This is a genomic window from Paraburkholderia sp. BR10937, from assembly GCF_040965695.1.
Taxonomy (GTDB): domain Bacteria; phylum Pseudomonadota; class Gammaproteobacteria; order Burkholderiales; family Burkholderiaceae; genus Paraburkholderia.
This window is the reverse complement of the sequence record NZ_JBFRCL010000054.1, coordinates 39291-61971: the sequence shown is the minus strand read 5'-3', so window position 1 is coordinate 61971 and position 22681 is coordinate 39291. Positions and strand designations below refer to the sequence as shown.

18 protein-coding genes are annotated in these 22681 nt (G+C 65.1%); 8 read left to right on the top strand and 10 right to left on the bottom strand.

Annotation, left to right across the window (positions count from 1 at the left end; all coding sequences use genetic code 11):
• Window positions 1–195 precede the first annotated feature (195 nt).
• From nadC to purN, 5 genes are all read right to left on the bottom strand, one after another.
• Window positions 196–1095, bottom strand: coding sequence for a carboxylating nicotinate-nucleotide diphosphorylase (gene nadC, locus AB4Y44_RS32925; RefSeq protein WP_368701886.1), 900 nt, complete (start codon window positions 1093–1095; stop codon window positions 196–198).
• Window positions 1096–2226, bottom strand: a complete 1131-nt coding sequence (nadA, locus tag AB4Y44_RS32920) for a quinolinate synthase NadA (protein WP_342921251.1) — start codon at window positions 2224–2226, stop codon at window positions 1096–1098.
• 169 nt (window positions 2227–2395) lie between these two features.
• Window positions 2396–3592 (bottom strand): acyl-CoA desaturase, encoded by a 1197-nt coding sequence (locus AB4Y44_RS32915; protein ID WP_342921099.1) that lies wholly within the window; start codon window positions 3590–3592, stop codon window positions 2396–2398.
• 485 nt (window positions 3593–4077) lie between these two features.
• Entirely contained in the window at window positions 4078–5469 is a 1392-nt protein-coding gene (locus AB4Y44_RS32910) for an RsmB/NOP family class I SAM-dependent RNA methyltransferase (RefSeq protein WP_368701885.1), read from the bottom strand.
• Window positions 5466–6125 carry a phosphoribosylglycinamide formyltransferase gene (purN, locus tag AB4Y44_RS32905; protein WP_342921101.1) on the bottom strand — a complete coding sequence of 220 codons (660 nt, stop codon included), beginning with the start codon at window positions 6123–6125 and terminating at the stop codon, window positions 5466–5468. Before purN ends, AB4Y44_RS32910 begins: the two co-directional genes overlap by 4 nt.
• A 190-nt stretch (window positions 6126–6315) precedes the next feature.
• Between purN and AB4Y44_RS32900 the strand changes: the two genes are divergently transcribed.
• The 6 genes from AB4Y44_RS32900 to dut all read left to right on the top strand — a co-directional run bounded on the left by AB4Y44_RS32900 (window position 6316) and on the right by dut (window position 13684).
• The gene (locus AB4Y44_RS32900; RefSeq protein ID WP_342921102.1) at window positions 6316–7311 is read left to right on the top strand and encodes a bifunctional riboflavin kinase/FAD synthetase; all 996 of its coding nucleotides are present in this window, start codon (window positions 6316–6318) and stop codon (window positions 7309–7311) included.
• 141 nt (window positions 7312–7452) lie between these two features.
• Window positions 7453–10302, top strand: a complete 2850-nt coding sequence (gene ileS, locus AB4Y44_RS32895; RefSeq protein WP_368701884.1) for an isoleucine--tRNA ligase — start codon at window positions 7453–7455, stop codon at window positions 10300–10302.
• On the top strand, window positions 10302–10817 hold the full coding sequence (gene lspA / locus AB4Y44_RS32890; RefSeq protein ID WP_342921104.1) for a signal peptidase II: 516 nt from the start codon (window positions 10302–10304) through the stop codon (window positions 10815–10817). Before ileS ends, lspA begins: the two co-directional genes overlap by 1 nt.
• A gap of 86 nt (window positions 10818–10903) precedes the next feature.
• A complete protein-coding gene (gene coaBC / locus AB4Y44_RS32885) occupies window positions 10904–12133 on the top strand; it encodes a bifunctional phosphopantothenoylcysteine decarboxylase/phosphopantothenate--cysteine ligase CoaBC (protein WP_368701883.1) in 1230 nt (409 codons plus the stop codon).
• Between the two features lie 67 nt (window positions 12134–12200).
• A complete protein-coding gene (locus tag AB4Y44_RS32880; RefSeq protein ID WP_368701882.1) occupies window positions 12201–13205 on the top strand; it encodes an LLM class flavin-dependent oxidoreductase in 1005 nt (334 codons plus the stop codon).
• A 32-nt stretch (window positions 13206–13237) separates the two neighbouring features.
• Window positions 13238–13684, top strand: coding sequence for a dUTP diphosphatase (gene dut / locus AB4Y44_RS32875; RefSeq protein ID WP_028205273.1), 447 nt, complete (start codon window positions 13238–13240; stop codon window positions 13682–13684).
• Between the two features lie 54 nt (window positions 13685–13738).
• Here dut and AB4Y44_RS32870 read toward each other — a convergent pair whose 3' ends face one another.
• The 3 genes from AB4Y44_RS32870 to clpS form a co-directional block, all read right to left on the bottom strand.
• Window positions 13739–15154 carry an amino acid permease gene (locus AB4Y44_RS32870; protein ID WP_368701881.1) on the bottom strand — a complete coding sequence of 472 codons (1416 nt, stop codon included), beginning with the start codon at window positions 15152–15154 and terminating at the stop codon, window positions 13739–13741.
• A gap of 227 nt (window positions 15155–15381) precedes the next feature.
• Entirely contained in the window at window positions 15382–17673 is a 2292-nt protein-coding gene (gene clpA, locus AB4Y44_RS32865) for an ATP-dependent Clp protease ATP-binding subunit ClpA (protein WP_069262762.1), read from the bottom strand.
• Complete coding sequence (clpS, locus tag AB4Y44_RS32860; RefSeq protein WP_028213389.1) at window positions 17670–17984, bottom strand: ATP-dependent Clp protease adapter ClpS; 315 nt, start codon at window positions 17982–17984, stop codon at window positions 17670–17672. Before clpS ends, clpA begins: the two co-directional genes overlap by 4 nt.
• A gap of 585 nt (window positions 17985–18569) precedes the next feature.
• Here clpS and cspD point away from each other — a divergent pair.
• Window positions 18570–18776: a cold shock domain-containing protein CspD gene (gene cspD / locus AB4Y44_RS32855; RefSeq protein WP_017776809.1), complete on the top strand. Its 207-nt coding sequence runs from the start codon at window positions 18570–18572 to the stop codon at window positions 18774–18776.
• A gap of 79 nt (window positions 18777–18855) precedes the next feature.
• Here cspD and AB4Y44_RS32850 read toward each other — a convergent pair whose 3' ends face one another.
• Window positions 18856–20460 (bottom strand): multicopper oxidase family protein, encoded by a 1605-nt coding sequence (locus AB4Y44_RS32850; RefSeq protein ID WP_368701880.1) that lies wholly within the window; start codon window positions 20458–20460, stop codon window positions 18856–18858.
• 278 nt (window positions 20461–20738) lie between these two features.
• Between AB4Y44_RS32850 and AB4Y44_RS32845 the strand changes: the two genes are divergently transcribed.
• Window positions 20739–20942 (top strand): hypothetical protein, encoded by a 204-nt coding sequence (locus AB4Y44_RS32845; protein ID WP_368701879.1) that lies wholly within the window; start codon window positions 20739–20741, stop codon window positions 20940–20942.
• A 154-nt stretch (window positions 20943–21096) separates the two neighbouring features.
• Here the strand turns inward: AB4Y44_RS32845 and icd are convergent, their stop codons facing one another.
• Window positions 21097–22353 (bottom strand): NADP-dependent isocitrate dehydrogenase, encoded by a 1257-nt coding sequence (icd, locus tag AB4Y44_RS32840; RefSeq protein ID WP_368701878.1) that lies wholly within the window; start codon window positions 22351–22353, stop codon window positions 21097–21099.
• Window positions 22354–22681 lie beyond the last annotated feature (328 nt).

Here is a 22681-nt window from a genome sequence, read left to right as displayed (position 1 = left end):
ACCTGCTCGACCACCGACAGTTTAAAGGCGAGACTGTAGTCCCGCTGTGTGCGCTTGATCCTCGATTCCAATTGACTCTCCTTCCAAAGGGTGGAAAAAGTGTCAACCTGGTTCAGGACGGGTCACCGCAAAAACAAAGGCCGCCTCATCGCGAGGCGGCCTTTTTCGTCATGGTTCAGCTGGGCGTTGCCAGCTTCAGACGATGCGCATCGAAAAGTCCGTCGCGCGCACGTCCTTCGTCAACGCGCCAATCGATGCGCGGTCCACGCCCGTTTCCGCGATCGTGCGCACCGTGTCGAAACTCACGCCGCCCGAGACTTCGAGGACCGCACGCCCCGCCGTGAGCTTCACCGCGTCGCGCATCATGTCGAACGAGAAGTTGTCGAGCAGCACCGACTTCGCGCCGTGCGCGAGCGCCGTGTCGAGCTGTTCGAGCGTCTCGACTTCGATCTGGATCGGCACCCCCGCATCGAGCGCAAGTGCTGCGTCCATCGCCGCGCCCACGCCGCCCGCCGCAGCAATGTGGTTTTCCTTGATCAGGATGCCGTCGTAAAGCGCGAGCCGCTGGTTGGCGCCGCCGCCCACGCGCACCGCGTACTTCTGCGCGAGGCGCAGGCCGGGCAGCGTCTTGCGCGTGTCCAGAATGCGCGTGCGGGTGTGCGCGATCATCTCGACGTAGCGGCGCGTCACGCTCGCCACGCCCGACAGCAACTGCAGGAAGTTCATTGCGTTGCGCTCGGCCGTAAGCAGCGAGCGCGCCGGACCGCGCAACGAGCAGACGGTCGTGTCGGCAGCCATGCGGTCGCCTTCGCGATAGTGCCAACGGACTTCGATGCGCGGATCGACCTGCTTCACCACGCCGTCGAACCAGAGCACGCCGCACAGCACCGCTTCTTCGCGCACGATGATGCGCGCGTCGCGAATTTCATCTGCGGGCACGAGACGGCCGGTCTGGTCGCCGGGGCCTACGTCTTCTGCGAGCGCGTCGGCCACGTTGCGTGCGATCGCGGCGTCGAACGCCGCGCCGTACTGCGAGCGCACTTCGTCGAGCACGGGCGAAACGGCATCGACTGCGAGCAATTCGAGTGCGCCCATTTACGCCGCCCCCACTTGCGAGAACAGCGCGGTATCGCGCGCGAGGTCGCCGCTCGCCTGCACGCGGCGCTTGTGCTCGGCCGCGAACGCCAGCATGCGATCGATCGGCAGACGCGCGCGCTCGCCGATCGCGCTGTCGACGTGGATCTCGTTGTGACCGCGCTCCAGCACGTCGGCGAGATTCGCCAGACCGTTCATGGCCATCCACGGGCAATGCGCGCAGCTCTTGCAGGTGGCGCTGTTGCCGGCCGTCGGCGCTTCGATGAAGGTCTTGCCCGGCGCCGCGAGGCGCATCTTGTGCAGAATGCCGAGATCGGTCGCGACGATGAAGCGTTGCGCGTCGAGCTTCACGGCGGCGTCGATCAGCTGGGTGGTCGAGCCGACCACGTCCGCGAGCGCCACCACGCTCTCGGGCGATTCGGGGTGGACGAGAATCCTGGCGTCCGGATATTCGGCGCGCAGCAGATCCAGCTCGATGCCCTTGAACTCGTCGTGCACGAGGCAGGAGCCTTGCCACAGCAGCATGTCCGCGCCGGTCTTCTTCTGGATGTAGCTGCCCAGGTGCCGATCCGGCGCCCACAGAATCTTTTCGCCCTTCGCGTGCAGGTCGGCGACGATCTCGAGACCGATGGACGACGTGACCATCCAGTCCGCGCGCGCCTTCACGGCAGCGCTCGTGTTCGCATAGACAACCACGGTACGGTCCGGATGCTCGTCGCAGAACGCCGAGAATTCGTCGATGGGGCAGCCGAGATCGAGCGAGCAGGTCGCGTCGAGGTCGGGCATGAGAATGCGCTTGTTCGGACTCAGAATCTTCGCCGTCTCGCCCATGAAGCGCACGCCCGCCACGACGAGCGTCTGTGCTTCGTGGTCGCGGCCGAAGCGCGCCATCTCGAGCGAATCGGCCACGCAGCCGCCGGTTTCGTCGGCGAGCTCCTGCAATTCGGGATCCACATAATAGTGCGCGACAAGCACCGCCTTCTCGCGCTTGAGCAACGCGCGAATCCGCTCCTTCAATGCCACGCGCTCTGCCGTGGACGGCGCATCGGGCACACGTGCCCAAGCCTGTCCAACGCTGCAGACGGCACCCTGCGGCCGGTCATATTCGACCTTCCTGATCGCCTGACTCATCATCTCCTGCCCCTACCGATCGCCGCGCCATTGAAGCCATTGTGGGGACTCCGGCTTTTTTTTTGCGGCCCAAAAAGAAAAACCCCGCCAGCGCGGGGTTTTGTGACGTCTCGTCATTCTAAAGGATTTTCCTGCGCCCCACTGAGGGGCCAAAATCCGCTCGGGACGATCAGGCGTAGCGGCGCAGGCGCGAAGCGAATTCCTGCAGCGCCTTGATACCGCTTTGTTCAGCGCGATGGCACCAATCCTGGAGCTGCGTGAGCAGCTGTTCGCGCGAGGCGCTCGAACGCTCCCAGATCGCGGCGAGTTCGTTGCGCAGTTCGATGAACGTGCGCAGCTTCTGGCTGTTCGCGAAGATTTGCGGCAGCTGGCGCTTTTGGGGTTCGTTCAGGCTGGCTTCTTCCTTGTCGAACCACTTGCGCGCGCCGCGCATGACCTTGTACTTCTCGCGCTCGCCCACTTCCTTCAGGTGCGCCAGTTCCTGGCGATAGGCCTGCTTCACGGCCTTCGCGTAGCTCGCCATGACTTCATAGCGGTTCGAGAGCACAGCCTGCAGCGTCTCGTGGTCGGCCACGAGCTTGCCCTTGGCAAGACGCGGGGTCGGCGCGACCTTCTTCACCTTGGCAAGGCCAACCGCCTGCATCATGCGGATATACATCCAGCCAATATCGAACTCGTACCACTTGTTCGAGAGCTTCGCCGAGGTCGCGAACGTGTGGTGGTTGTTGTGCAGCTCCTCGCCGCCGATGATGATGCCGAACGGCAGAAGGTTCGTGCTCGCGTCGGACGAATTGAAGTTGCGGTAGCCCCAGAAGTGGCCGAGGCCATTCACGACACCCGCGGCCCAGAACGGAATCCAAGCCATCTGCACGGCCCACACAGTGAGGCCGACGGCGCCGAACAGCGCGACGTCGATCACCATCATGATGCTCACGCCGAGAATGGGGTAGCGCGTGTAGACGTTGCGCTCCATCCAGTCATTGGGCGTGCCGTGGCTGAAACGGCGCAGCGTCTCTTCGTTCTTTGCTTCGGCGCGATAGAGTTCGGCGCCTTCGAGCAGCACCTTCCAGATGCCGCGCGTTTGCGGGCTGTGCGGATCTTCTTCCGTTTCGCACTTGGCGTGGTGCTTGCGATGGATCGCGGCCCACTGGCCCGTGAGCATGCCCGTGGTCATCCACAGCCAGAAGCGGAAGAAGTGGCTCGCGATGGGATGCAGATCCAGCGCGCGGTGCGCCTGGCAGCGGTGCAGGTACACCGTCACGCCGATGATCGTGATGTGGGTGACCACCACCGCGAACAGCACGATCTGCCACCACGAAAAATGGAGCACCCCGTGGGCGAGGAAATCAAGCAGGGAGTTCAACAAGGCATTTACCTGTGAAGCGAAGCGCGTCGGCCTTTCAGCCAGGCGCCGGTGTCAAGAAAGTGAAAGCGACTAGATGCGATTGGACGGCATTCTACTAGAACCGTTCCAAGTGTTTGTAACAAAGGGAGATTTTTTTCTTTAATGGTTACGGCGTCAACATCTGAAGGGCGTTTCGAGGCGCTTTGCCGCACCTCAATTGGCACTTTCCATGATATCTGGCCCCATCTAGGCTTTCACCGCGATCCCATGTTCCGCGCTCTCTATTGAGAATGCTAGTTCGAGTTGCCTCGCATCGCCTGATTATTCGATGCGATACGGCGTTCGCCGGGAATCCCGGCGCGATGATGCGTATGTCACCGCCCTGAACAGGGTCCGCGTCGAGGATGTCGCCAATACGCAACGAGCGAGCGGTCAGCACGGCTATCGCGGACCGCCCGGCTTCTCCCCGCCGGGCGGTCCCGCAAACGTCGCACCTGCCGCGCGACTTACTCCAGCGCGGCGTCCGGCTCGGCCGCTTCGCTTTCCTGCGCCTTCGCGATCGCTTCGGAGGCCTCTTGCTCCGCTGCGGCTTCTTCAGGCGTGGTCTGCGCGCCGGCGGCCCTGGTCTTCGGCTTCGCTTCGCCGCGACGCTCCAGCACGGCGGCAAAGAAGCCGTCGGTGGCGTGGCGATGCGGCCACAGCGACAGGTAATCACCCGTGTCGAGGCCCACGCGCTGCTCGGCCAGCACGTCGCGCGCGCTCACCAGCACGAACTCGGGGTGCGCCTCGAGGAACTGCTTCACGACCGCTTCGTTCTCGGCTTCGAGAATGCTGCAGGTCGCGTAGACGAGACGGCCGCCGCGCTTGAGCAGGCGCGCCGCGCTCGTGAGAATCGAAAGCTGCTTGGGCGCGAGTTCGGCGATCGACTCCGGCGACTGGCGCCACTTGAGGTCGGGGTTGCGGCGCAGCGTGCCGAGGCCCGAGCACGGTGCATCCACGAGCACGCGGTCGATCTTGCCGATCAGCCGCTTGATCTTGGCGTCGTGCTCGCTGTCGATCAGCACCGGATTGACGTTCGAAAGGCCGCTGCGCGCAAGGCGCGGCTTGAGCTTGGCGAGACGCCGGTCGGACACGTCGAAGGCGTAGAGCCGGCCCGTCGAGCGCATCATCGCGCCAAGCGCCAGCGTCTTGCCGCCCGCGCCCGCGCAGAAGTCCACGACCATCTCGCCGCGGCGCGGCGCCAGCAGCGTGCACAGCAACTGGCTGCCCTCGTCCTGCACCTCGAACCAGCCGTTCTTGAACGTGTCGAGTTTCGCGAGCGCGGGCTTGCCCGTCACGCGCACGCCGAACGGCGCGAACGGCGTTTCGCCGCCTTCGATGCCCGACTCGGACAGCGCGCGGATCAGCTCTTCGCGATTCGCCTTGATGGGATTGGCGCGCAGATCGAGCGGCGCCGGGTAGTTGAGCGCGGCGGCCAGTTGCGCGAGTTCGGCGGGCTCGAAGCGGCTTTCCAGCGCCTTCACGATCCATTCCGGCAGATTCAGCTGCACGCGCTGCGGCAGGCTCGCCGGATCGATCTTCGCGACGTGCTCGAGCCAGGTCGTCTCGGCGTCCGAGACGAACGGACGGATCGCCGAGCGGCCCGCCGTTGCCATGAGGCCGAGCAGCGTGAGGCGGCGCGTCGGGCTGCCCGTGCCGCTTTCGGCCAGGTGCGCGAACTCCATGCGCCGGCGCAGCACGGCGAACACGGCTTCGGCGATCACCCCGCGCTCGGCGTGGCCGAGCTTCGGATGCTCGCGGAAGAAGCGGCTCGTCACGGCGTCGGCCGGGCCCGTGAATTTCAGGACGTCGGCGAGCAACGTTTCGGTCTGTCCAATCAGAAAACCATGCAGTCTCATGCGCCCTCCCCGGCGGCTTGCGAGTCGTCAAAGAAGAGCCACTGTGGCTCGGCCGGCGTGAGCGTCACGCGTTCGCCGTCGAGCGCGAGGCGCCCTTCGACGAACCAGCGCACCGCGCGCGGATACATCAGATGTTCGGTCTTGAGCACGCGCGCGGCGAGTGCCGCGGCGTCGTCGCCCGTGCGCACCGGAACCACCGACTGCGCGACGATCGGACCATGATCGAGTGTGGGCGTGACGAAATGCACCGTCGCGCCGTGCACGCGGCAGCCGGCGTCGAGCGCCTGCTGGTGCGTCTTGAGGCCCGGAAACATCGGCAGCAGCGAGGGATGGATATTGAACATCCGACCCGCATAATGGCCGACGAAGGATTCAGTCAGCACGCGCATGAAACCCGCCAGCACGACGAGGTCCGGCGCGTAGCCGTCGATGACTTGAGCGAGCGCCGCGTCGAAGCTGGCGCGATCGGGAAACTGGCGGTGGTCGACGACCGCCGTGGCAATGCCGTTCGAAGCCGCGAACGCGAGGCCCGCGGCGTCAGGACGGTTGGCAATCACGGCGGCGATGCGCGCGCCCCAAGCTTCCCGCGCGCAGGCGCGCACGATGGCTTCCATGTTGCTGCCCCGCCCCGAAATCAGGATGACGAGATTTTTCATCCGCGGATTTTATCATCGGGGGGCCGGCTCAACGCTCGTGCGGCGGCGATCGTCGCCTCGTGCGTTTATAATCTTCTGTTTCGTCGCGGTCCTTGGGGCCGCGAGTGGCCGGGTCAGTCGGCCAGCAGTCGATCATTGGCACGCGCGCTGCGCCAGCGCGCTTTTCGAGGTTCCACCAGGTTCCGCTATCGTGAGAGTCTTCCGCGGTCTTCCCAATGCCGAAAGCCGCGCGCCCTGCGCGCTGACCATCGGCAATTTCGACGGTGTCCACCGCGGGCATCAGGCATTGCTCGCGCGCGTGCGCGCGGCAGCCGACGCGCGCGGCCTGCCCGTCTGCGTGATGACCTTCGAGCCGCATCCGCGCGAGTTCTTCAACCCGGCCAGCGCCCCGCCGCGCATCGCCATGCTGCGCGACAAGCTCGAAGCGCTGCGCGAGAACGGCGTGGACCGCGTGGTGGTCGAGCATTTCAACCACACGTTCGCGAGCCAGTCGCCCGAGGCGTTCGTCGAGCGCATCATCGTGGGCGGGCTGCACGCGCGCTGGATGATGATCGGCGACGACTTCCGCTATGGCGCAAAGCGCGCGGGCGACTTCGCTTCGCTGCAGGCCGCGGGCGCGCAGCACGGCTTCGAAGTCGAGCAGATGGCGACCGTGGCCGACCCTTCGGGCGTGCGCATTTCCAGCTCCGCCGTGCGCGCGCAACTGCACGCGGGCGACCTCGACGCCGCGCGCGCCTCGCTTGGGCGCGGCTATCACATCAGCGCGCACGTCACGCACGGCCTGAAACTCGGGCGCGACCTGGGCTTCCCCACGATGAACCTGCTGATCGGCCACAAGCGGCCGGCGCTCAAGGGCATTTTCGTCGTGATGGTGCATGGCATCGCCGATCATCCGCTGCCGGGCGTCGCGAGCCTCGGCCTGCGCCCGACCGTGGACGACTCGGGCCGCGTGCTGCTCGAAGTGCATCTGCTCGACTGGCACGGCGACGCCTACGGCAAGCTCGTGCGCGTCGAATTTCTCAAGAAGCTGCGTGACGAGGAGAAGTTTCCCGACCTCGAAACGCTCACCGCCGCGATCGCTCGCGACGTGGCGAACACCCGCGCGTGGTTCGCCGCCGCGGGCGCAGGCGTGGCCGGCGGCGCTTCCACCGGCTTCGCCACCTCGGCCACCGACCGAATTAGGTGACCTGCGGCCCGCGTTCGCGGGCTGCCCCGCCCCCAGGCGCCGCGTGCCCAAAGCACGGCATGCAGCGCCCGAGGCGACGGTTGCGCGGCATCGGCCGCAATGCTGACGCCATGCATCCCCCGAATTCCACGTGATCTCACCATGAGCGACAAGAAAGCATCCTCCGGCAAGCCGCAGAAGTCCGAATCCAGATACCCCGTCAACCTGCTCGACACTCCGTTCCCGATGCGCGGCGACCTGCCGAAGCGCGAGCCGCAATGGGTCAAGGAATGGGAAGAAAATCAGGTCTACGAGAAGATCCGCGCGGCTTCGAAGGGCCGCAAGAAGTTCATCCTGCACGACGGCCCGCCGTATGCGAACGGCGACATCCACCTCGGCCACGCGGTGAACAAGATCCTCAAGGACATGATCGTCAAGGCGCGCAATCTCGCGGGCTTCGACGCGGTCTACGTGCCGGGCTGGGACTGCCACGGCATGCCGATCGAAATCCAGATCGAGAAGCAGTTCGGCAAGACACTGCCCGCTCAGGAAGTGATGCAGAAGGCGCGCGAGTACGCGGCCGGCCAGATCGAGACGCAAAAGAAGGGCTTCAAGCGCCTGGGCGTGCTCGGTGACTGGAACAACCCATACAAGACGATGAACTTCGCGAACGAGGCCGGCGAGATCCGCGCGCTCGCGAAGATCATCGAGAAGGGTTATGTGTTCCGGGGCCTCAAGCCCGTGAACTGGTGCTTCGACTGTGGCTCGGCGCTAGCCGAAGCCGAAGTCGAATACAAGGACAAGACCGACCCGACCATCGACGTGCTGTTCACGTTCGCGCAACCGGCCGAAACGGCGGCCGCATTCGGCCTGCCCGCGCTGCCGCGCGAGGAAGGCGGCATCGTGATCTGGACCACCACGCCCTGGACGATTCCGTCGAACCAGGCACTCAACGTGCACCCGGAGATCGACTACGCGCTCGTCGACACGCAACGCGGCCTGCTGATCCTCGCCGTCGAGCGCGTGCAAGCGTGCATGAAGGAGTTCGGCCTCGAGGGGAAGATCGTCGCCACGACGAAGGGCGAGAAGCTCTCGCTGCTGCGCTTCAATCACCCGCTCGCGTCGGCGCACCCGGGCTACAAGCGCACCTCGCCGATCTATCTCGGCGACTACGTCACGACCGACACCGGCACGGGCATCGTGCACTCGGCGCCCGCCTACGGCGTGGAAGACTTCGTGTCGTGCAAGGCGCACGGCATGGCCGACTCGGACATCATCAGCCCGGTGATGGGCGATGGCCGCTACATCGAATCGCTGCCGCTGTTCGGCGGCCTCTCGATCTGGGCCGCTAACCCGAAGATCGTCGACGCACTCGACGCCGCCGGCACGCTCCTGCGCAGCGAGAAGTACCTGCACAGCTACATGCACTGCTGGCGCCACAAAACGCCGATCATCTACCGCGCGACTTCGCAGTGGTTCGCGGGCATGGACGTTCTGCCTGCGGACGGCGGCAAGACGCTGCGCGAAACGGCGCTCGAAGGCATCGAGGCCACGGCGTTCTACCCCTCGTGGGGCAAGCAGCGCCTCTATTCGATGATCGCCAACCGCCCGGACTGGACGCTCTCGCGCCAGCGCCAATGGGGCGTGCCGATGGCGTTCTTCGTGCACAAGGAAACCGGCGAGCTGCATCCGCGCACGCTGGAGCTGCTCGAGCAGGTGGCGCAGCGCGTGGAGAAGGAAGGCATCGAAGCGTGGCAGACGCTCGACCCGCGCGAGCTGATCGGCGACGACGCCAACCTGTACGAAAAGAACCGCGACACGCTCGACGTGTGGTTCGACTCGGGCACGACGCACTGGCACGTGCTGCGCGGCTCGCACAAGGACGAACTGCAGTTCCCGGCCGACCTCTACCTGGAAGGCTCGGACCAGCACCGCGGCTGGTTCCACTCGTCGCTGCTCACGGCGTCGATGCTCGACGGCCGCCCGCCCTACAACGCGCTGCTCACGCACGGCTTCACCGTCGACGGCGAAGGCCGCAAGATGTCGAAGTCGCTCGGCAACGGCGTCGATCCGCATGAAGTGGCGAACCGTCTGGGCGCGGAAATCATTCGTCTGTGGATCGCCTCGACCGACTACTCGGGCGAGCTGGCCATCTCGGAAGAAATTCTCAAGCGCGTGACGGAAGGCTATCGCCGTATCCGCAACACGCTGCGCTTCCTGCTCTCGAACCTCTCGGACTTCGACTTCGAGACGCACGCGCTGCCCGCGAGCGACTGGCTCGAGATCGACCGCTATGCCGTCGCGCTCACGCATACGCTGCAAAACGACGTACTCGCCCACTACGACCGCTACGAGTTCCACCCGGTCGTGGCCAAGCTCCAGACGTTCTGCTCGGAAGACCTGGGCGGCTTCTACCTCGACGTGCTGAAGGACCGCCTCTACACGAGCGCAGCGGACTCGAAGGCTCGCCGCGGCGCGCAAACGGCGCTGCATCACATCACGCACAGCCTGCTGCGCATCCTCGCGCCGTTCCTGTCGTTCACGGCCGAAGAAGCGTGGAAGGTGTTCCAGCCGCAAAGCGAAACCATCTTCACCGAAACCTTCCACGCCTTCCCGGACGTCGAAGGCGCACCGGAGCTGATCGCGAAGTGGACGCTGCTGCGCGAAGTGCGCGGCAACGTGACGAAGGCGCTCGAAGAGGCGCGTGTGGCGAACCAGATCGGCTCGTCGCTGCAGGCCGAAGTGCGCATTCTCGCGAGCGGCGCGCGCTACGACGCGCTCGCCTCGCTCGGCGACGACCTGAAATTCGTGCTGATCACCTCAGCGGCGGAAATCGTGAAGGTCGATAGCGAAGCCGAGGAAGGCGTCGAAGTGGTCACCTCGAAGTACCTCAAGTGCGAGCGCTGCTGGCACTACCGCGAGGACGTCGGCGCGAACGCGGAGCACCCGGGCCTGTGCGGCCGCTGTGTCGTGAATCTGTTCGGCGACGGTGAAAAACGGAGCGCGGCATAATGGCAAAAACCCTGCCGAAGCAGTCCAGGTCGAATGGCGCGGGCGGCACGCTAGCGCCGTGGCTGGGGGTCGCGGTGATCGTGATCCTTGCCGACCAGCTCACGAAAATCGCCATCAACAAGGTGTTCAGCTACGGCGAAGGCCGCGCGATCACGCCGTTCTTCAACCTCGTGCTGGTCTACAACAAGGGCGCGGCATTCAGCTTCCTGTCGGCCGCGGGCGGCTGGCAGCGCTGGGCGTTCACGCTGCTCGGCGTGGTGGCGGCGCTCGTGATCTGCTATCTGCTCAAGCGCCACGCCACGCAGAAGCTCTTCTGCACGGCGCTCGCGCTCATCATGGGCGGCGCGCTCGGCAATGTGATCGACCGCCTGCTGTACGGCCACGTGATCGACTTTCTCGATTTCCACGTGGGCGGCTGGCACTGGCCGGCGTTCAACCTCGCCGATAGCGCGATCTGCATCGGCGCGGCGCTGCTGGTGTTCGACGAATTGCGGCGCGTGCGCGGCGCGCGCTGAGTGTGCGGGCTGCACACGCAACTTCGTGACATGGGACCGGAGTCAGGCGCTAACGCGCCAGCTCTGGTCGACATAGGAGCTGTGACTTGAACACGTCCGCTGCAAACCCAGGCGAACTGGCCGGCCGCCACCTCGTGCTCGGCATGACGGGCGGCATTGCCTGCTACAAGATCGCCGAGCTCACGCGCCTGCTGACCAAGGCCGGCGCGACTGTGCAGGTCGTGATGACCGAGGCGGCCACGCAGTTCATCACGCCGGTCACCATGCAGGCGCTCTCGGGCCGCCCCGTCTACACGAGCCAGTGGGACGGCCGCGTGCCCAACAACATGGCGCACATCGATCTCTCGCGCGAGGCCGACGCCATCGTCATCGCGCCCGCCTCGACCGACTTCCTCGCCAAACTCGCCCACGGTTTCGCCGACGACCTGCTCTCCACGCTGTGCGTGGCGCGCGACTGTCCGCTGCTGGTCGTGCCCGCGATGAACCGGCAGATGTGGCAAAACCCGGCCACGCAGCGCAACGTCGCGCAACTGCGCGCGGACGGCATCGAAACGCTCGGCCCCGATTCCGGCCCGCAGGCGTGCGGCGAGATCGGCGACGGGCGCATGCTCGAACCCGAGGCCGTGTACGAGGCGATCGTCTCGTTCTTCGCGCCGAAGGTGCTCGCGGGCCGCAAGCTCCTGATCACCGCCGGCCCGACCTTCGAGCCGCTCGATCCCGTGCGCGGCATCACCAACCGCTCGAGCGGCAAGATGGGTTTCGCACTCGCGCGCGCCGCGCAGCAGGCAGGCGCCGAGGTGCATCTGGTCGCGGGCCCGGTCGCGCTGGAAACGCCGTGGGGCGTGTATCGCGAAGACGTGCAAACCGCCCGGCAGATGTACGACGCGGTCATGCGCGCCGCGACCGACGCCGATGTCTTCATCGGGGTGGCGGCCGTGGCCGACTGGCGCGTCGATCATGTCGCCGAGCACAAGATCAAGAAGACGGCCGAGCACCGCATGCCGACGTTCGCGTTCGTCGAGAACCCGGACATCCTCGCCTCGGTCGCGGCCTTGCCGAATCCGCCGTACTGCGTGGGCTTCGCCGCCGAAAGCGGCGACCTCGACGTGCATGGCGAAGAAAAGCGCGCGCGCAAGAAGGTGCCGCTGTTGATCGGCAATCTCGGCCCGCTCACCTTCGGTCAGGACGACAATGAAGTCGTGCTGTTCGAGGCGGGCGGCCGCAAGCCGCTGCCGCGCGCGGCCAAGCAGGCGCTCGCGCAGACGCTCGTCGCCGAAATCGCGCGGCGTCTGCCGGACCCGAGCATCATCTCGTGACGCGCGCGCCGGCGCATCCGCGTGCCGGCGTGCGGCGCCGCGAACCCAGGCAAGGAGCAGTACTGCCATGACACTGCTTTCGGTACTCGACCAGTCGCCCGTCATCGCCGGGCACAGCGCGGCGGACGCCGTCGCCGCCACCATCGAGCTTGCACAGCTCGCCGACGACCTCGGCTACACGCGCTACTGGTGCGCCGAGCATCACGGCCTGCTGGGCGTGTGCAACCCGTGCCCCGAAGTCATGCTCGCGCGCCTCGGCAGCGTCACGAAGCGCATCCGCATCGGCTCGGGCGGCATCATGCTGCCCTATTACAGCCCCTTCAAGGCCGCCGAGCAGTTCATGATGCTCGAAGCGCTCTTTCCGGGGCGCATCGATCTCGGTGTCGGGCGCGCGCCGGGCGGCGACATGCGCACTGCACAGGCCGTCGCCGCGGGCACGTACAACCGCGGCGACCTGTTCGCGCAGCAGGTGCAGGATCTCGTCGGCCTGATGGATGGCACGCTCCCCGCCGATCATCTCGCGAGCGGCGTCGTGCTGCAGCCGCAGATCCAGACGCGCCCGCAGCTCTGGGTGCTCGGTTCGAGCGACTTCGGCGGCAACCTCGCCGCGCAGCTCGGGCTGCGCTTCTCGTTCGCGCACTTCATCAACGCGCACTTCGGGCATCTGGTGGCCGAGGCGTATCTCGACCGCTTCAAGCCGGGCCACGAAGCGAAGCCGTATCTCGCCTGCGCCGTGTTCGCGATCTGCGCCGACACCGAAGCCGAGGCCGCCGACCTCGAAAAGGCCGTCGACCTGCGCCGTGTGCAGATGGCCTACGGCCTGAACGCGCCGATCCCGAGCCTCGAACAAGGACGCGCGCAGGAGTACGGCGAGCGCGAGCAGATCGTGATCGACCGCGAGAAGCCGCGCAGCGTCATCGGCACGCCCGAGAGCGTCACCGAGCGCCTTCTCGCCACCAAGAACAACTTTCGCGCCGACGAACTGATCGTGCTGACCGTTGCGGGCAGCTACAAGGCTCGTCTGCGCTCTTATGAACTGCTCGCCGAGGCGTTCCAGCTGCCTCGCGCCTGAGCGATCCACCACCGCCCCCTCACCCTGACTTCATGAAAATCGACATCAAGATCCTGAACGAGCGCATGCGCGACCAGCTGCCCCACTACGCCACGCCGGGCAGCGCCGGCCTCGACCTGCGCGCGTGCCTCGACGCGCCGATCACGCTCGAACCGGGCGAAACGAAGCTCGTGCCGACGGGCCTCGCCATCCACGTGGCCGACCCCGGCTACGCGGCGCTGATCCTGCCGCGCTCGGGCCTCGGCCACAAGCACGGCATCGTGCTCGGCAATCTGGTCGGCCTGATCGACTCGGACTACCAGGGCGAACTGATGATTTCGACCTGGAACCGCGGCCACACCACCTTCACGCTCAACCCGCTGGAGCGCCTCGCGCAGCTGGTGATCGTGCCGGTCGTGCAGGCGCAGTTCAACATCGTCGACGACTTCGAGGCGAGCGAGCGCGGCGCGGGCGGCTTCGGCAGCACGGGCAAGCACTGACCCGGGCGGTTGCGCCGGCAACAAAAAAGCACGCCTCGGCGTGCTTTTTTGCAGTTAGACGGAAGCTTCGGTTTGCTGCGCCGCGCCGGGACGCCGGCGATACCAGAGCGCGTACACCACCACGAGCACCGCGAGAAACGCGAGGCCGTAGGCCAGCGTCATGCGGAATTCGCGCGTGAAGGCCGTGCCGGCCAGAATGCCGAGCATCAGCAGCGCGCCCAGCACGCTCGTGAACGGGAAGCCCCACATGCGGAACGCGAGCGGCGCGCCGCCTTCGCGCGCCTGGCGCACGCGGAAAAAGATCTGCGTGACGAAGATCATGAACCACGTGAACATCGCGCCGAACATGGCGATCGACATCATCAGCGTGAATGCTGCCTGCGGCCAGAGCGCGTTGAGCACGGCCGCCACCGCAATGCCGATGGTGGACAGCGAAAGCGCCGCCGTCGGCACGCCGTGACGCGTGAGACGCCCGAACGTCGCCGGCGCGTAACCCGCGCGCGCGAGGCTGAACATCATGCGCGTGGTGATGTAGAGCTGGCTGTTCATGGCCGAGAGCGCCGCCACGAGCACGATGAAGTTGATCGCACCCGCCGCGTAGGGCACGCCGGTTGCGGCCATGACCTTCACGAACGGGCTCTCGTTGCCGCCCGCCTGGGTCCACGGCACGATGGCGAGCATGAGCGCGAGCGTGAGCAGGTAGAACAGCACGAGGCGCAGCACGGTCGCGCGAAACGCTCGCGTGACGGCGCGCTGCGGGTCCTGCGCCTCGGCAGCCGCCACGGCGATCGTCTCCACGCCCAGGTAGCTGAAGAGCGAGACGATCGTCCCCACCCACACGCCCCACCAGCCTCGCGGCAGCAGGCCGCCGTGCGACGTGTAGTTCGCGAAGCCCACCCCGGAGCCGGCTGGCGCGCGCCATACGAACCATGCCCCCAGCACGATGAACGCGACGATGGCCGCGATCTTGAGGCTCGAAAACAGATATTCGATGGTGCCGTACGCGCGCACACTCATTGCGTTCACAACGATCAGCGCTGCTGAAAATCCGACGATCCAGTAGAGCCCCGGCACGTGGGGAAACCAGAATTTCATGTAGACGGCGATTGCCGCAACCTCGGTGCCCACGGCCAGCACATACGCCGACCAGTACGCATAGCGCACGACGAAGCCGGCGAGCGGCCCGATGTAGTGCTCGGCATACGCGCCGAACGAGCCCGATACGGGATGCGCAACGGTCATCTCGGCGAGCGCGCCCATCAGCAGCAAGGCGATCAGCGCGCCGATCGCGTAGGAAATGAGTACGCCGGGACCGGCGAACGAAATCGCGAAACCGCTGCCGAGAAAGAGCCCGGTGCCGACTGCGCCGCCGATGGCGATCATCGTCATCTGCCCGGCGGACAAGCCCTGACGCAGCCCTTGTTCGCGCTCGACGATGGCTTCGAACGCGCCCGATTTACGTGGTACCACTGTTACACCCCTGCTTTGCGCGAGACGCTGCTCAGCGCCGCGCATCGAGAAAAATCGCCCCGGCGGGACAAACGCGCATTTTACCGGCTGATTGCCGGCAGCCCGCTGGCGCGCCCGCGCGTCACGGCGCAACATGTGGACCCGCCGGCACAAAAGAAAAACGGCGCAGCCCTTTCGGACTACGCCGTCTTGCCTGAAGGCTGTGAGCGCCGTGGCGCTGCCGCCGCTTACTCCACTTCCACCGCTTCCGGATTGCGCGGCGCCGGCTGCTCGTCGAACGTGAGCTGGACCTTGTCTTCCGCGTCCACGTCCACGGTCACGCGGCCGCCGTTCATGAGCTTGCCGAACAGCAGTTCGTCGGCGAGCGCACGGCGGATCGTGTCCTGGATCAGGCGCTGCATCGGCCGCGCGCCCATGAGCGGGTCGAAGCCGTGCTTGGCCAGATGCTTGCGCAGCGCGTCGGTGAAGACCGCGTCGACCTTCTTCTCGTGCAGTTGGTCTTCCAGTTGCATGAGGAACTTGTCGACCACGCGCATGATGATTTCCTCATCGAGCGCACGGAAGCTGATCGTCTGATCGAGCCGGTTGCGGAACTCGGGCGTGAACAGGCGCTTGATATCGGCCAGCTCGTCGCCCTGCTCGCGCCGGGTCGTGAAGCCGATCGTCGACTTGTTCATTGCCTCGGCGCCCGCATTCGTCGTCATGATGATGATGACGTTGCGGAAATCCGCCTTGCGGCCGTTGTTGTCGGTCAGCGTGCCGTGGTCCATCACCTGCAGCAGCACGTTGAAGATGTCCGGGTGCGCTTTCTCGATTTCGTCGAGCAGCAGCACGCAGTGCGGCTTCTTCGTGACGGCTTCGGTGAGCAGACCGCCCTGGTCGAACCCGACGTAGCCCGGCGGCGCGCCGATCAGACGGCTCACCGCATGGCGTTCCATGTACTCCGACATGTCGAAGCGGATCAGCTCGATGCCGAGCGTGAACGCGAGCTGGCGCGCCACTTCGGTCTTGCCGACGCCGGTCGGGCCCGAGAACAGGAACGAGCCGATCGGCTTGTCCGTCTTGCCGAGACCCGCGCGCGCCATCTTGATCGAAGCCGAAAGCGCGTCGATGGCCGGATCCTGGCCGAACACCACGGCCTTGAGATCGCGGTCGAGCGTTTGCAGCTTGCTGCGATCGTCCTGCGACACGCTTTGCGCCGGCACGCGCGCGATCTTCGAGATGATTTCCTCGATCTCGCTCTTGCCGATGGTCTTCTTCTGCTTCGACTTCGGCAGGATGCGCTGGGCCGCGCCCGCTTCGTCGATCACGTCGATTGCCTTATCGGGCAAGTGACGGTCGGTGATGAAGCGCGCCGACAGTTCAGCGGCCGCGTTCAGCGCGCCCGACGAATACTTCACGCCGTGGTGCTCTTCGAAGCGCGACTTCAGACCGCGCAGGATCGCCACGGTTTGCTCGACGGTCGGCTCGACCACGTCGACCTTCTGGAAGCGCCGCGACAGCGCCGCGTCCTTCTCGAAGATGCCGCGATATTCCGTGAACGTCGTCGCGCCGATGCACTTGAGCGTGCCCGACGAGAGCGCCGGCTTGAGCAGGTTCGACGCATCGAGCGTGCCGCCCGACGCGGCGCCCGCGCCGATCAGCGTATGAATTTCGTCGATGAACAGAATGGCGTGCGGACGCTCTTTCAGTTCTTTCAGCACCGTTTTGAGGCGTTGCTCGAAGTCGCCGCGATATTTCGTGCCCGCCAGCAGCGCGCCCATGTCGAGCGAGTAGACCTGGGCATCCGCGAGAATGTCCGGGACTTCGCCGCGCGTGATGCGCCAGGCGAGCCCTTCCGCGATCGCGGTCTTGCCGACACCGGCCTCGCCCACGAGCAGCGGATTGTTCTTGCGGCGGCGGCACAGCACCTGCACCACGCGCTCCACTTCCAGTTCGCGACCGATGAGCGGATCGATCCGGCCGTCCTTCGCCATCTGGTTCAGGTTCTGCGTGAACTGGGCGAGCGGGGTTTCCTTCTGGCCGGCGGCGTCTTCGGCTTCGGCATTCGCGTCGCTGGCCTTGGCGGCTTCGCCGCTGCCCGTCTTCGCGATACCGTGCGAAATGAAATTCACGACATCCAGACGCGTGACGCCCTGCTGCTGCAGGTAGTACACCGCGTGCGAGTCCTTCTCGCCGAAGATGGCGACCAGCACGTTCGCGCCCGTCACTTCCTTCTTGCCGTTGGAAGTGGACTGAACGTGCATGATCGCGCGCTGGATCACGCGCTGGAACCCAAGCGTCGGCTGCGTATCGACGTCATCCGTGCCGGGAACCGTAGGGGTATTGTCGTGAATGAAGTTGCGCAGGTTTTGTCGCAGGTCTTCGATATTGGCGGCACACGCGCGCAGCACTTCCGCAGCTGTTGGATTGTCCAACAGCGCCAGCAGCAGATGCTCGACCGTTATGAACTCGTGCCGCGCCTGACGTGCTTCCATGAACGCCATGTGCAGGCTGACTTCCAGTTCCTGGGCAATCATGCTTCCTCCATCACACACTGCAGCGGATGCCCGGCCTGCCGTGCGTGGGTAACGACTTGCTCAACCTTGGTCGACGCGATGTCCCGCGTATAGACCCCACAAACACCCCTGCCCTCGCGATGGACCTTCAACATGATCTGCGTTGCGGTCTCGCGGTCCTTATTGAAATATTCCTGCACGACCATCACGACGAATTCCATCGGCGTGTAGTCGTCATTCATTAGCACGACCTTGTACATGGAGGGCGGTTTGACCTTTTGCTCCTGCCGCTCCAGTACGGTTGAATCCTGCTTGTCCGGGATAATCGCCATACACCCATTCTAAACAACTCGGACAGGCCCGCAATCCTGCCGTAACCTGACCGGCCGGCCGGTGAACCCGGCGCTCCCGACCTGCGACCCGCTGCAAGCAATTCATGCGCCCTGGCCCGGCCCCGATCCCTTGGACCGGCTGCGGGGCCGGTACACAATCCTGCTCTCAGCAGCTTTCACGCCACCGTTGAATCGAGTATCGCACAACCTTGACGTTGCCGTGGGAAGCGACTGTAGGCGCCCGCACGCTCAGTGTCAGATTCCATGGTGCGGTGCATCGCATATGCGTCACCTGCGCGATTTTTCAAGACGCTCTCCTGCACCTGCTTTATGCACCGGTGCTCAGCGTCGGCGAAAAGCAGGAAAAACCCTGGAAATGCGCTCTTTACAACGTGTCAAGGAGCGTCTCAAAATATTCTTGACAGCAGATTAAAGACCCTCAACAATCAAGCTGGCACTTTTTTCAACCGCCTTAAATTCGAAAAAATGCCGTTGGTGAGCTTGTGAGGAGGGGGCGATCGCACCGCGATCGTTTAGCTTTTCGAACTGCTCGTGGTAGTGACATGAGTTACAGGGGAAGTTGGTATGGCAACCGGTACGGTCAAGTGGTTCAACGACGCGAAGGGTTTCGGGTTCATTACGCCGGATGAAGGCGGTGAGGACCTGTTCGCTCACTTTTCGGCTATTCAAATGAATGGCTTCAAGACCCTCAAAGAAGGGCAGAAGGTGAGCTTCGAGGTCGTGCAAGGCCCGAAGGGTAAACAGGCATCGAACATTCAGGCAGCAGCCTGATCTGTTCGGTACCCGTACCTTGGAAACCCGGCTTCGGCCGGGTTTCTTTTTGGCGTCATGGTTTTTTAACGTTCGCGTGCTAGCTCACGCGCAACGTACCCATCATGCCGAGATCCTCGTGCTCGAGGATATGGCAATGAAACATGCGATCGCCCGCCTCGTGCTGGACAGTGGCGATGTGTACCGTTTCGCCGGGCCGCACGTTCACCGTGTCGCGCCATGCCAGCAGATCCTCCTCCTTGCGCACACCGCCGCGCTCGCGCGCCAGCACCTGAAATTGCGTACCGTGCAGATGAAACGGATGATCCATGTCCGTGCCGTTTGCAATCGTCCAGTGCTCGACTTCGCCGCGCCGGCTTGTCAGCGTCACGCGCGCCGGATCGAAAACCGCTCCGTTCACCATGAACTGCATGCCGCGCGGCATGGGCTGCGTGGACGCGCCCGGCGCGTGCATCGCTTTCATGTCCATGGCCTCGCTGAACAGCACGCTTTGTTTCGGAACCGTTAGAGGACCTGAAGAAATGAGCGGCGCAATCTCGCGCAGGCGCGCCGGCAGCGCCGTTTGTGTCGCGCCTGCCGGTGTGAAGCCAACCCTCGCCAGGATCTGCGATGGCCCCGCAGGCAAGCTGCCGTGCGTCATCGCCATCTTGTGACGATCGTATTGCGCGGCAATCAGCGACGCACGCGAGGCGCCCTGCCCCACGCGCACGATCAGCTCCGCGCGTTCGCCCGGCGCGAGCAACAGCGAGGTCACGCCCTCGCGCGGCGCGCCCAGCAGCCCGCCGTCGGTGCCCACCTGCGTGAACGTGCGGCCGTCGTCGAAGGCGAGTTGCAGATAGCGCGCGTTACAGCCATTCCAGACGCGCCAGCGCTCGTCGCGCACGACGTCGATGTGCGGCTGACGCGCGCCGTTGACGAGCACGTACTGACCTTCGCGGCCGTTCATCCAGTCCATCATGCCGTTCGCGGGAATCGTGCCGTCCGCCGCGAGCTTCAGGTCGGACACGAACAGATGCCGCTCGGGCCACGCCGCGAGTGGATCGTCGGCGGCACGCACGACGAAGGGCCCCGCCAGCCCGCGGAACACCTGCTCCGAACTCAGCATGTGCGGATGCGGGTGATACCAGTAGGTGCCCGCGCTCCCCGGCGGCAGCGTGAAGCGATAAACATGCTGCGCGCCTGGCGCGACGGGTTTCGATGGATTGCCGTCCTGATCGGGCGGCACGGGCAGGCCGTGCCAGTGAATCGTCGAAGGCTGGGGCAGCCGGTTCACGAAGGTGATTTCGACGGTGTCGCCCTCGCGTACGTCGATCATCGGGCCGATGACCGGGCCATCGTTTGCGGCCGCTGCGAGTGCATCGTATTGCCAGAAGACCGTTTGCGGCTGTCCGGGCAGCAGCGCCCGCGCAGCGGGTTGCGCGACGAGCGTCGCGCGAAACTTGCCCGGCTCGCGACCCTGGTTGGCGAGCGTGCGCAGCGCGGCAAGCGGCGCGCCGGCGGGTAACGCATCGGCGGGCGCAAGCGGCCCTTGCGCGTGCATCATGCCGCCCGACATCGCCGGCATGTCCGTCATGCCGTGCATGGCGTGCATGGCATCGCCCGCGTCTTGCGCGAGTGCATGGCGCGCGAACAGGGTCGTGGTGGCGGCGCTCAACGCGCCGGATAGAAATGCTCTTCGTTTCATCGATGAAATCCTCATACCTCGTTCATGCCTGAGCACGCGGCGCGCGACAACACGCACGCCGTGCGCGCGGAATTCGTTGCGCTCGCGCAAAGCGCGAGCGCCACTGTTCAGGCGATTGGAGGAGGCAAAGGAGGCGCGTGTGTAATGCCGGCGCGCAAGGCTGCGGGAAGCACGGTAAGTGCGGAACCAGCGCCGGTTTGCGCATCGAATGCGGTCACGACGGAAGGCACGCTGCAATGCGCGCAGCCAGCGACGCAGCAACTCGTGCCGCAAGGGGAATGCGAACCGTGATCGTGGGTGCCCGTCCCGGCGCAACGAACGCCGGCGGCGACGACAACGTGCGGCGTGATTGCAGCGTGCGCCGCCAGCGCATCGTGCTGCGCTTGCTCGCACGCCATCGCGCCGCGCATGGAAAGCAGCGCGAGCAGGCAGACGAGAAGGAAGCGATAGACGACTGGCACGTTGAACGAAGCTGCGGATGAATTCGATTGACCGCTGCCATGATAGCGCACGGGCTGACCGAAGTCGGCCAGGCCGTCCATTCGAGACGGACTGACGGCGCGTCGGATAAAAAAACCGGCAGATCTTTCGGTCTGCCGTTTTTTTCCATCAGAACGGCGATGAGCCTTCTTGCGCCTACATATTCTCGATCATCACCTGCCCGAAGCCCGAGCACGACACCTGCGTCGCCCCTTCCATCAAACGCGCGAAGTCATAGGTCACGCGCTTCTGCAGAATCGACTTCTCCATCGAGGCAATGATGAGGTTCGCCGCTTCGAACCAGCCGAGATGGCGCAGCATCATTTCCGCCGAAAGAATTTCGGAGCCCGGATTCACATAGTCCTTTCCCGCATACTTGGGGGCCGTGCCGTGAGTCGCCTCGAACATCGCCACGGAGTCCGAAAGATTCGCGCCCGGTGCGATACCGATGCCGCCCACCTGTGCCGCCAGCGCATCGGAAATGTAATCGCCGTTCAGGTTCAGCGTGGCGATCACGTCGTATTCGGCCGGGCGCAGCAGGATCTGCTGCAGGAAGGCATCGGCGATCACGTCCTTGATCACGATGTCGCTGCCCGTCTTCGGATTCTTGATCTTCATCCACGGGCCGCCGTCTATCAGTTCCGCTGCGAACTCCTTCTGCGCGAGCGCATAGCCGTAGTCGCGGAACGCGCCTTCGGTGTACTTCATGATGTTGCCCTTGTGCACGAGCGTGACCGAGCGGCGCTCGTTGTCGATCGCATACTGGATCGCCTTGCACACGAGACGCTCCGTGCCCTCGCGCGATACTGGCTTGACGCCGACGCCGGAACTGTCCGGGAAGCGGATCTTCGCCACGCCCATCTCTTCGCGCAGGAACCTGATGAGCTTCTTCGCACCTTCGGACTCCGCGGGCCATTCGATGCCCGCATAGATGTCCTCCGAGTTCTCGCGGAAGATGACCATGTTGACCTTCTCCGGCGCGCGCACCGGCGAGGGCACCCCCTTGAAGTACTGCACGGGGCGCAGGCACACGTACAGATCGAGCTGCTGGCGCAGCGCGACGTTGAGCGAGCGGATACCGCCGCCCACCGGCGTCGTGAGCGGCCCCTTGATCGACACCACGTATTCCTTCACGACGTCGAGCGTTTCTTCGGGCAGCCACACGTCGGGACCGTAGACCCGCGTCGCCTTCTCGCCCGCGTAGATTTCCATCCAGTGAATCTTGCGCTTGCCGTCATAGGCCTTTTCGACTGCCGCATCGACCACTTTCAGCATGACCGGCGTAATGTCCACGCCCGTGCCATCGCCTTCGATGTACGGGATGATCGGCTGGTCGGAAACGTTGAGCGAAAAGTCCGGATTGACGGTGATCTTTTCACCGCCGGTCGGAACCACGATGTGCTGATACGGCATGATCGACTCCAGTAAGTGCAAGGCTGTGGTAGCGGGTGTGACGCGGCGCTCGGCGCCTCGCGGCGGCGGCGAAGCCTGTTCGCCCGGCGAGAGCGGGCGGCTTGCCTGGCGGCGCGAACAGCCCGTCGGCGTGAGGGTCTGGCGGCTATTCTAGCCCACGCCTCGCGCATGCGTGCCGCGCCCTTCACACGAACGTCGGCGCAAGGCAAGCCGTTTGCGGTGCTGCGGCGCGACATGGCGAACACGTCCGCGCCCGCGGCGTCCTCGCATGGTTGTCGTCGCTACTGTGGGGTGAACCGGTCCGCTCGTATCTTATGTCTTATATAAG

Coding starts and splice junctions, on each gene's coding strand:
- icd (WP_368701878.1), bottom strand. CDS start 22,353: ATGCCGTATCAGCACATCGTGGTTCCGACCGGCGGTGAAAAGATCACC.
- lspA (WP_342921104.1), top strand. CDS start 10,302: ATGGCAAAAACCCTGCCGAAGCAGTCCAGGTCGAATGGCGCGGGCGGC.
- dut (WP_028205273.1), top strand. CDS start 13,238: ATGAAAATCGACATCAAGATCCTGAACGAGCGCATGCGCGACCAGCTG.
- AB4Y44_RS32850 (WP_368701880.1), bottom strand. CDS start 20,460: ATGAAACGAAGAGCATTTCTATCCGGCGCGTTGAGCGCCGCCACCACG.
- AB4Y44_RS32880 (WP_368701882.1), top strand. CDS start 12,201: ATGACACTGCTTTCGGTACTCGACCAGTCGCCCGTCATCGCCGGGCAC.
- clpA (WP_069262762.1), bottom strand. CDS start 17,673: ATGATTGCCCAGGAACTGGAAGTCAGCCTGCACATGGCGTTCATGGAA.
- AB4Y44_RS32845 (WP_368701879.1), top strand. CDS start 20,739: ATGCGAACCGTGATCGTGGGTGCCCGTCCCGGCGCAACGAACGCCGGC.
- ileS (WP_368701884.1), top strand. CDS start 7,453: ATGAGCGACAAGAAAGCATCCTCCGGCAAGCCGCAGAAGTCCGAATCC.
- nadC (WP_368701886.1), bottom strand. CDS start 1,095: ATGGGCGCACTCGAATTGCTCGCAGTCGATGCCGTTTCGCCCGTGCTC.
- AB4Y44_RS32910 (WP_368701885.1), bottom strand. CDS start 5,469: ATGAGACTGCATGGTTTTCTGATTGGACAGACCGAAACGTTGCTCGCC.
- purN (WP_342921101.1), bottom strand. CDS start 6,125: ATGAAAAATCTCGTCATCCTGATTTCGGGGCGGGGCAGCAACATGGAA.
- clpS (WP_028213389.1), bottom strand. CDS start 17,984: ATGGCGATTATCCCGGACAAGCAGGATTCAACCGTACTGGAGCGGCAG.
- cspD (WP_017776809.1), top strand. CDS start 18,570: ATGGCAACCGGTACGGTCAAGTGGTTCAACGACGCGAAGGGTTTCGGG.
- nadA (WP_342921251.1), bottom strand. CDS start 2,226: ATGAGTCAGGCGATCAGGAAGGTCGAATATGACCGGCCGCAGGGTGCC.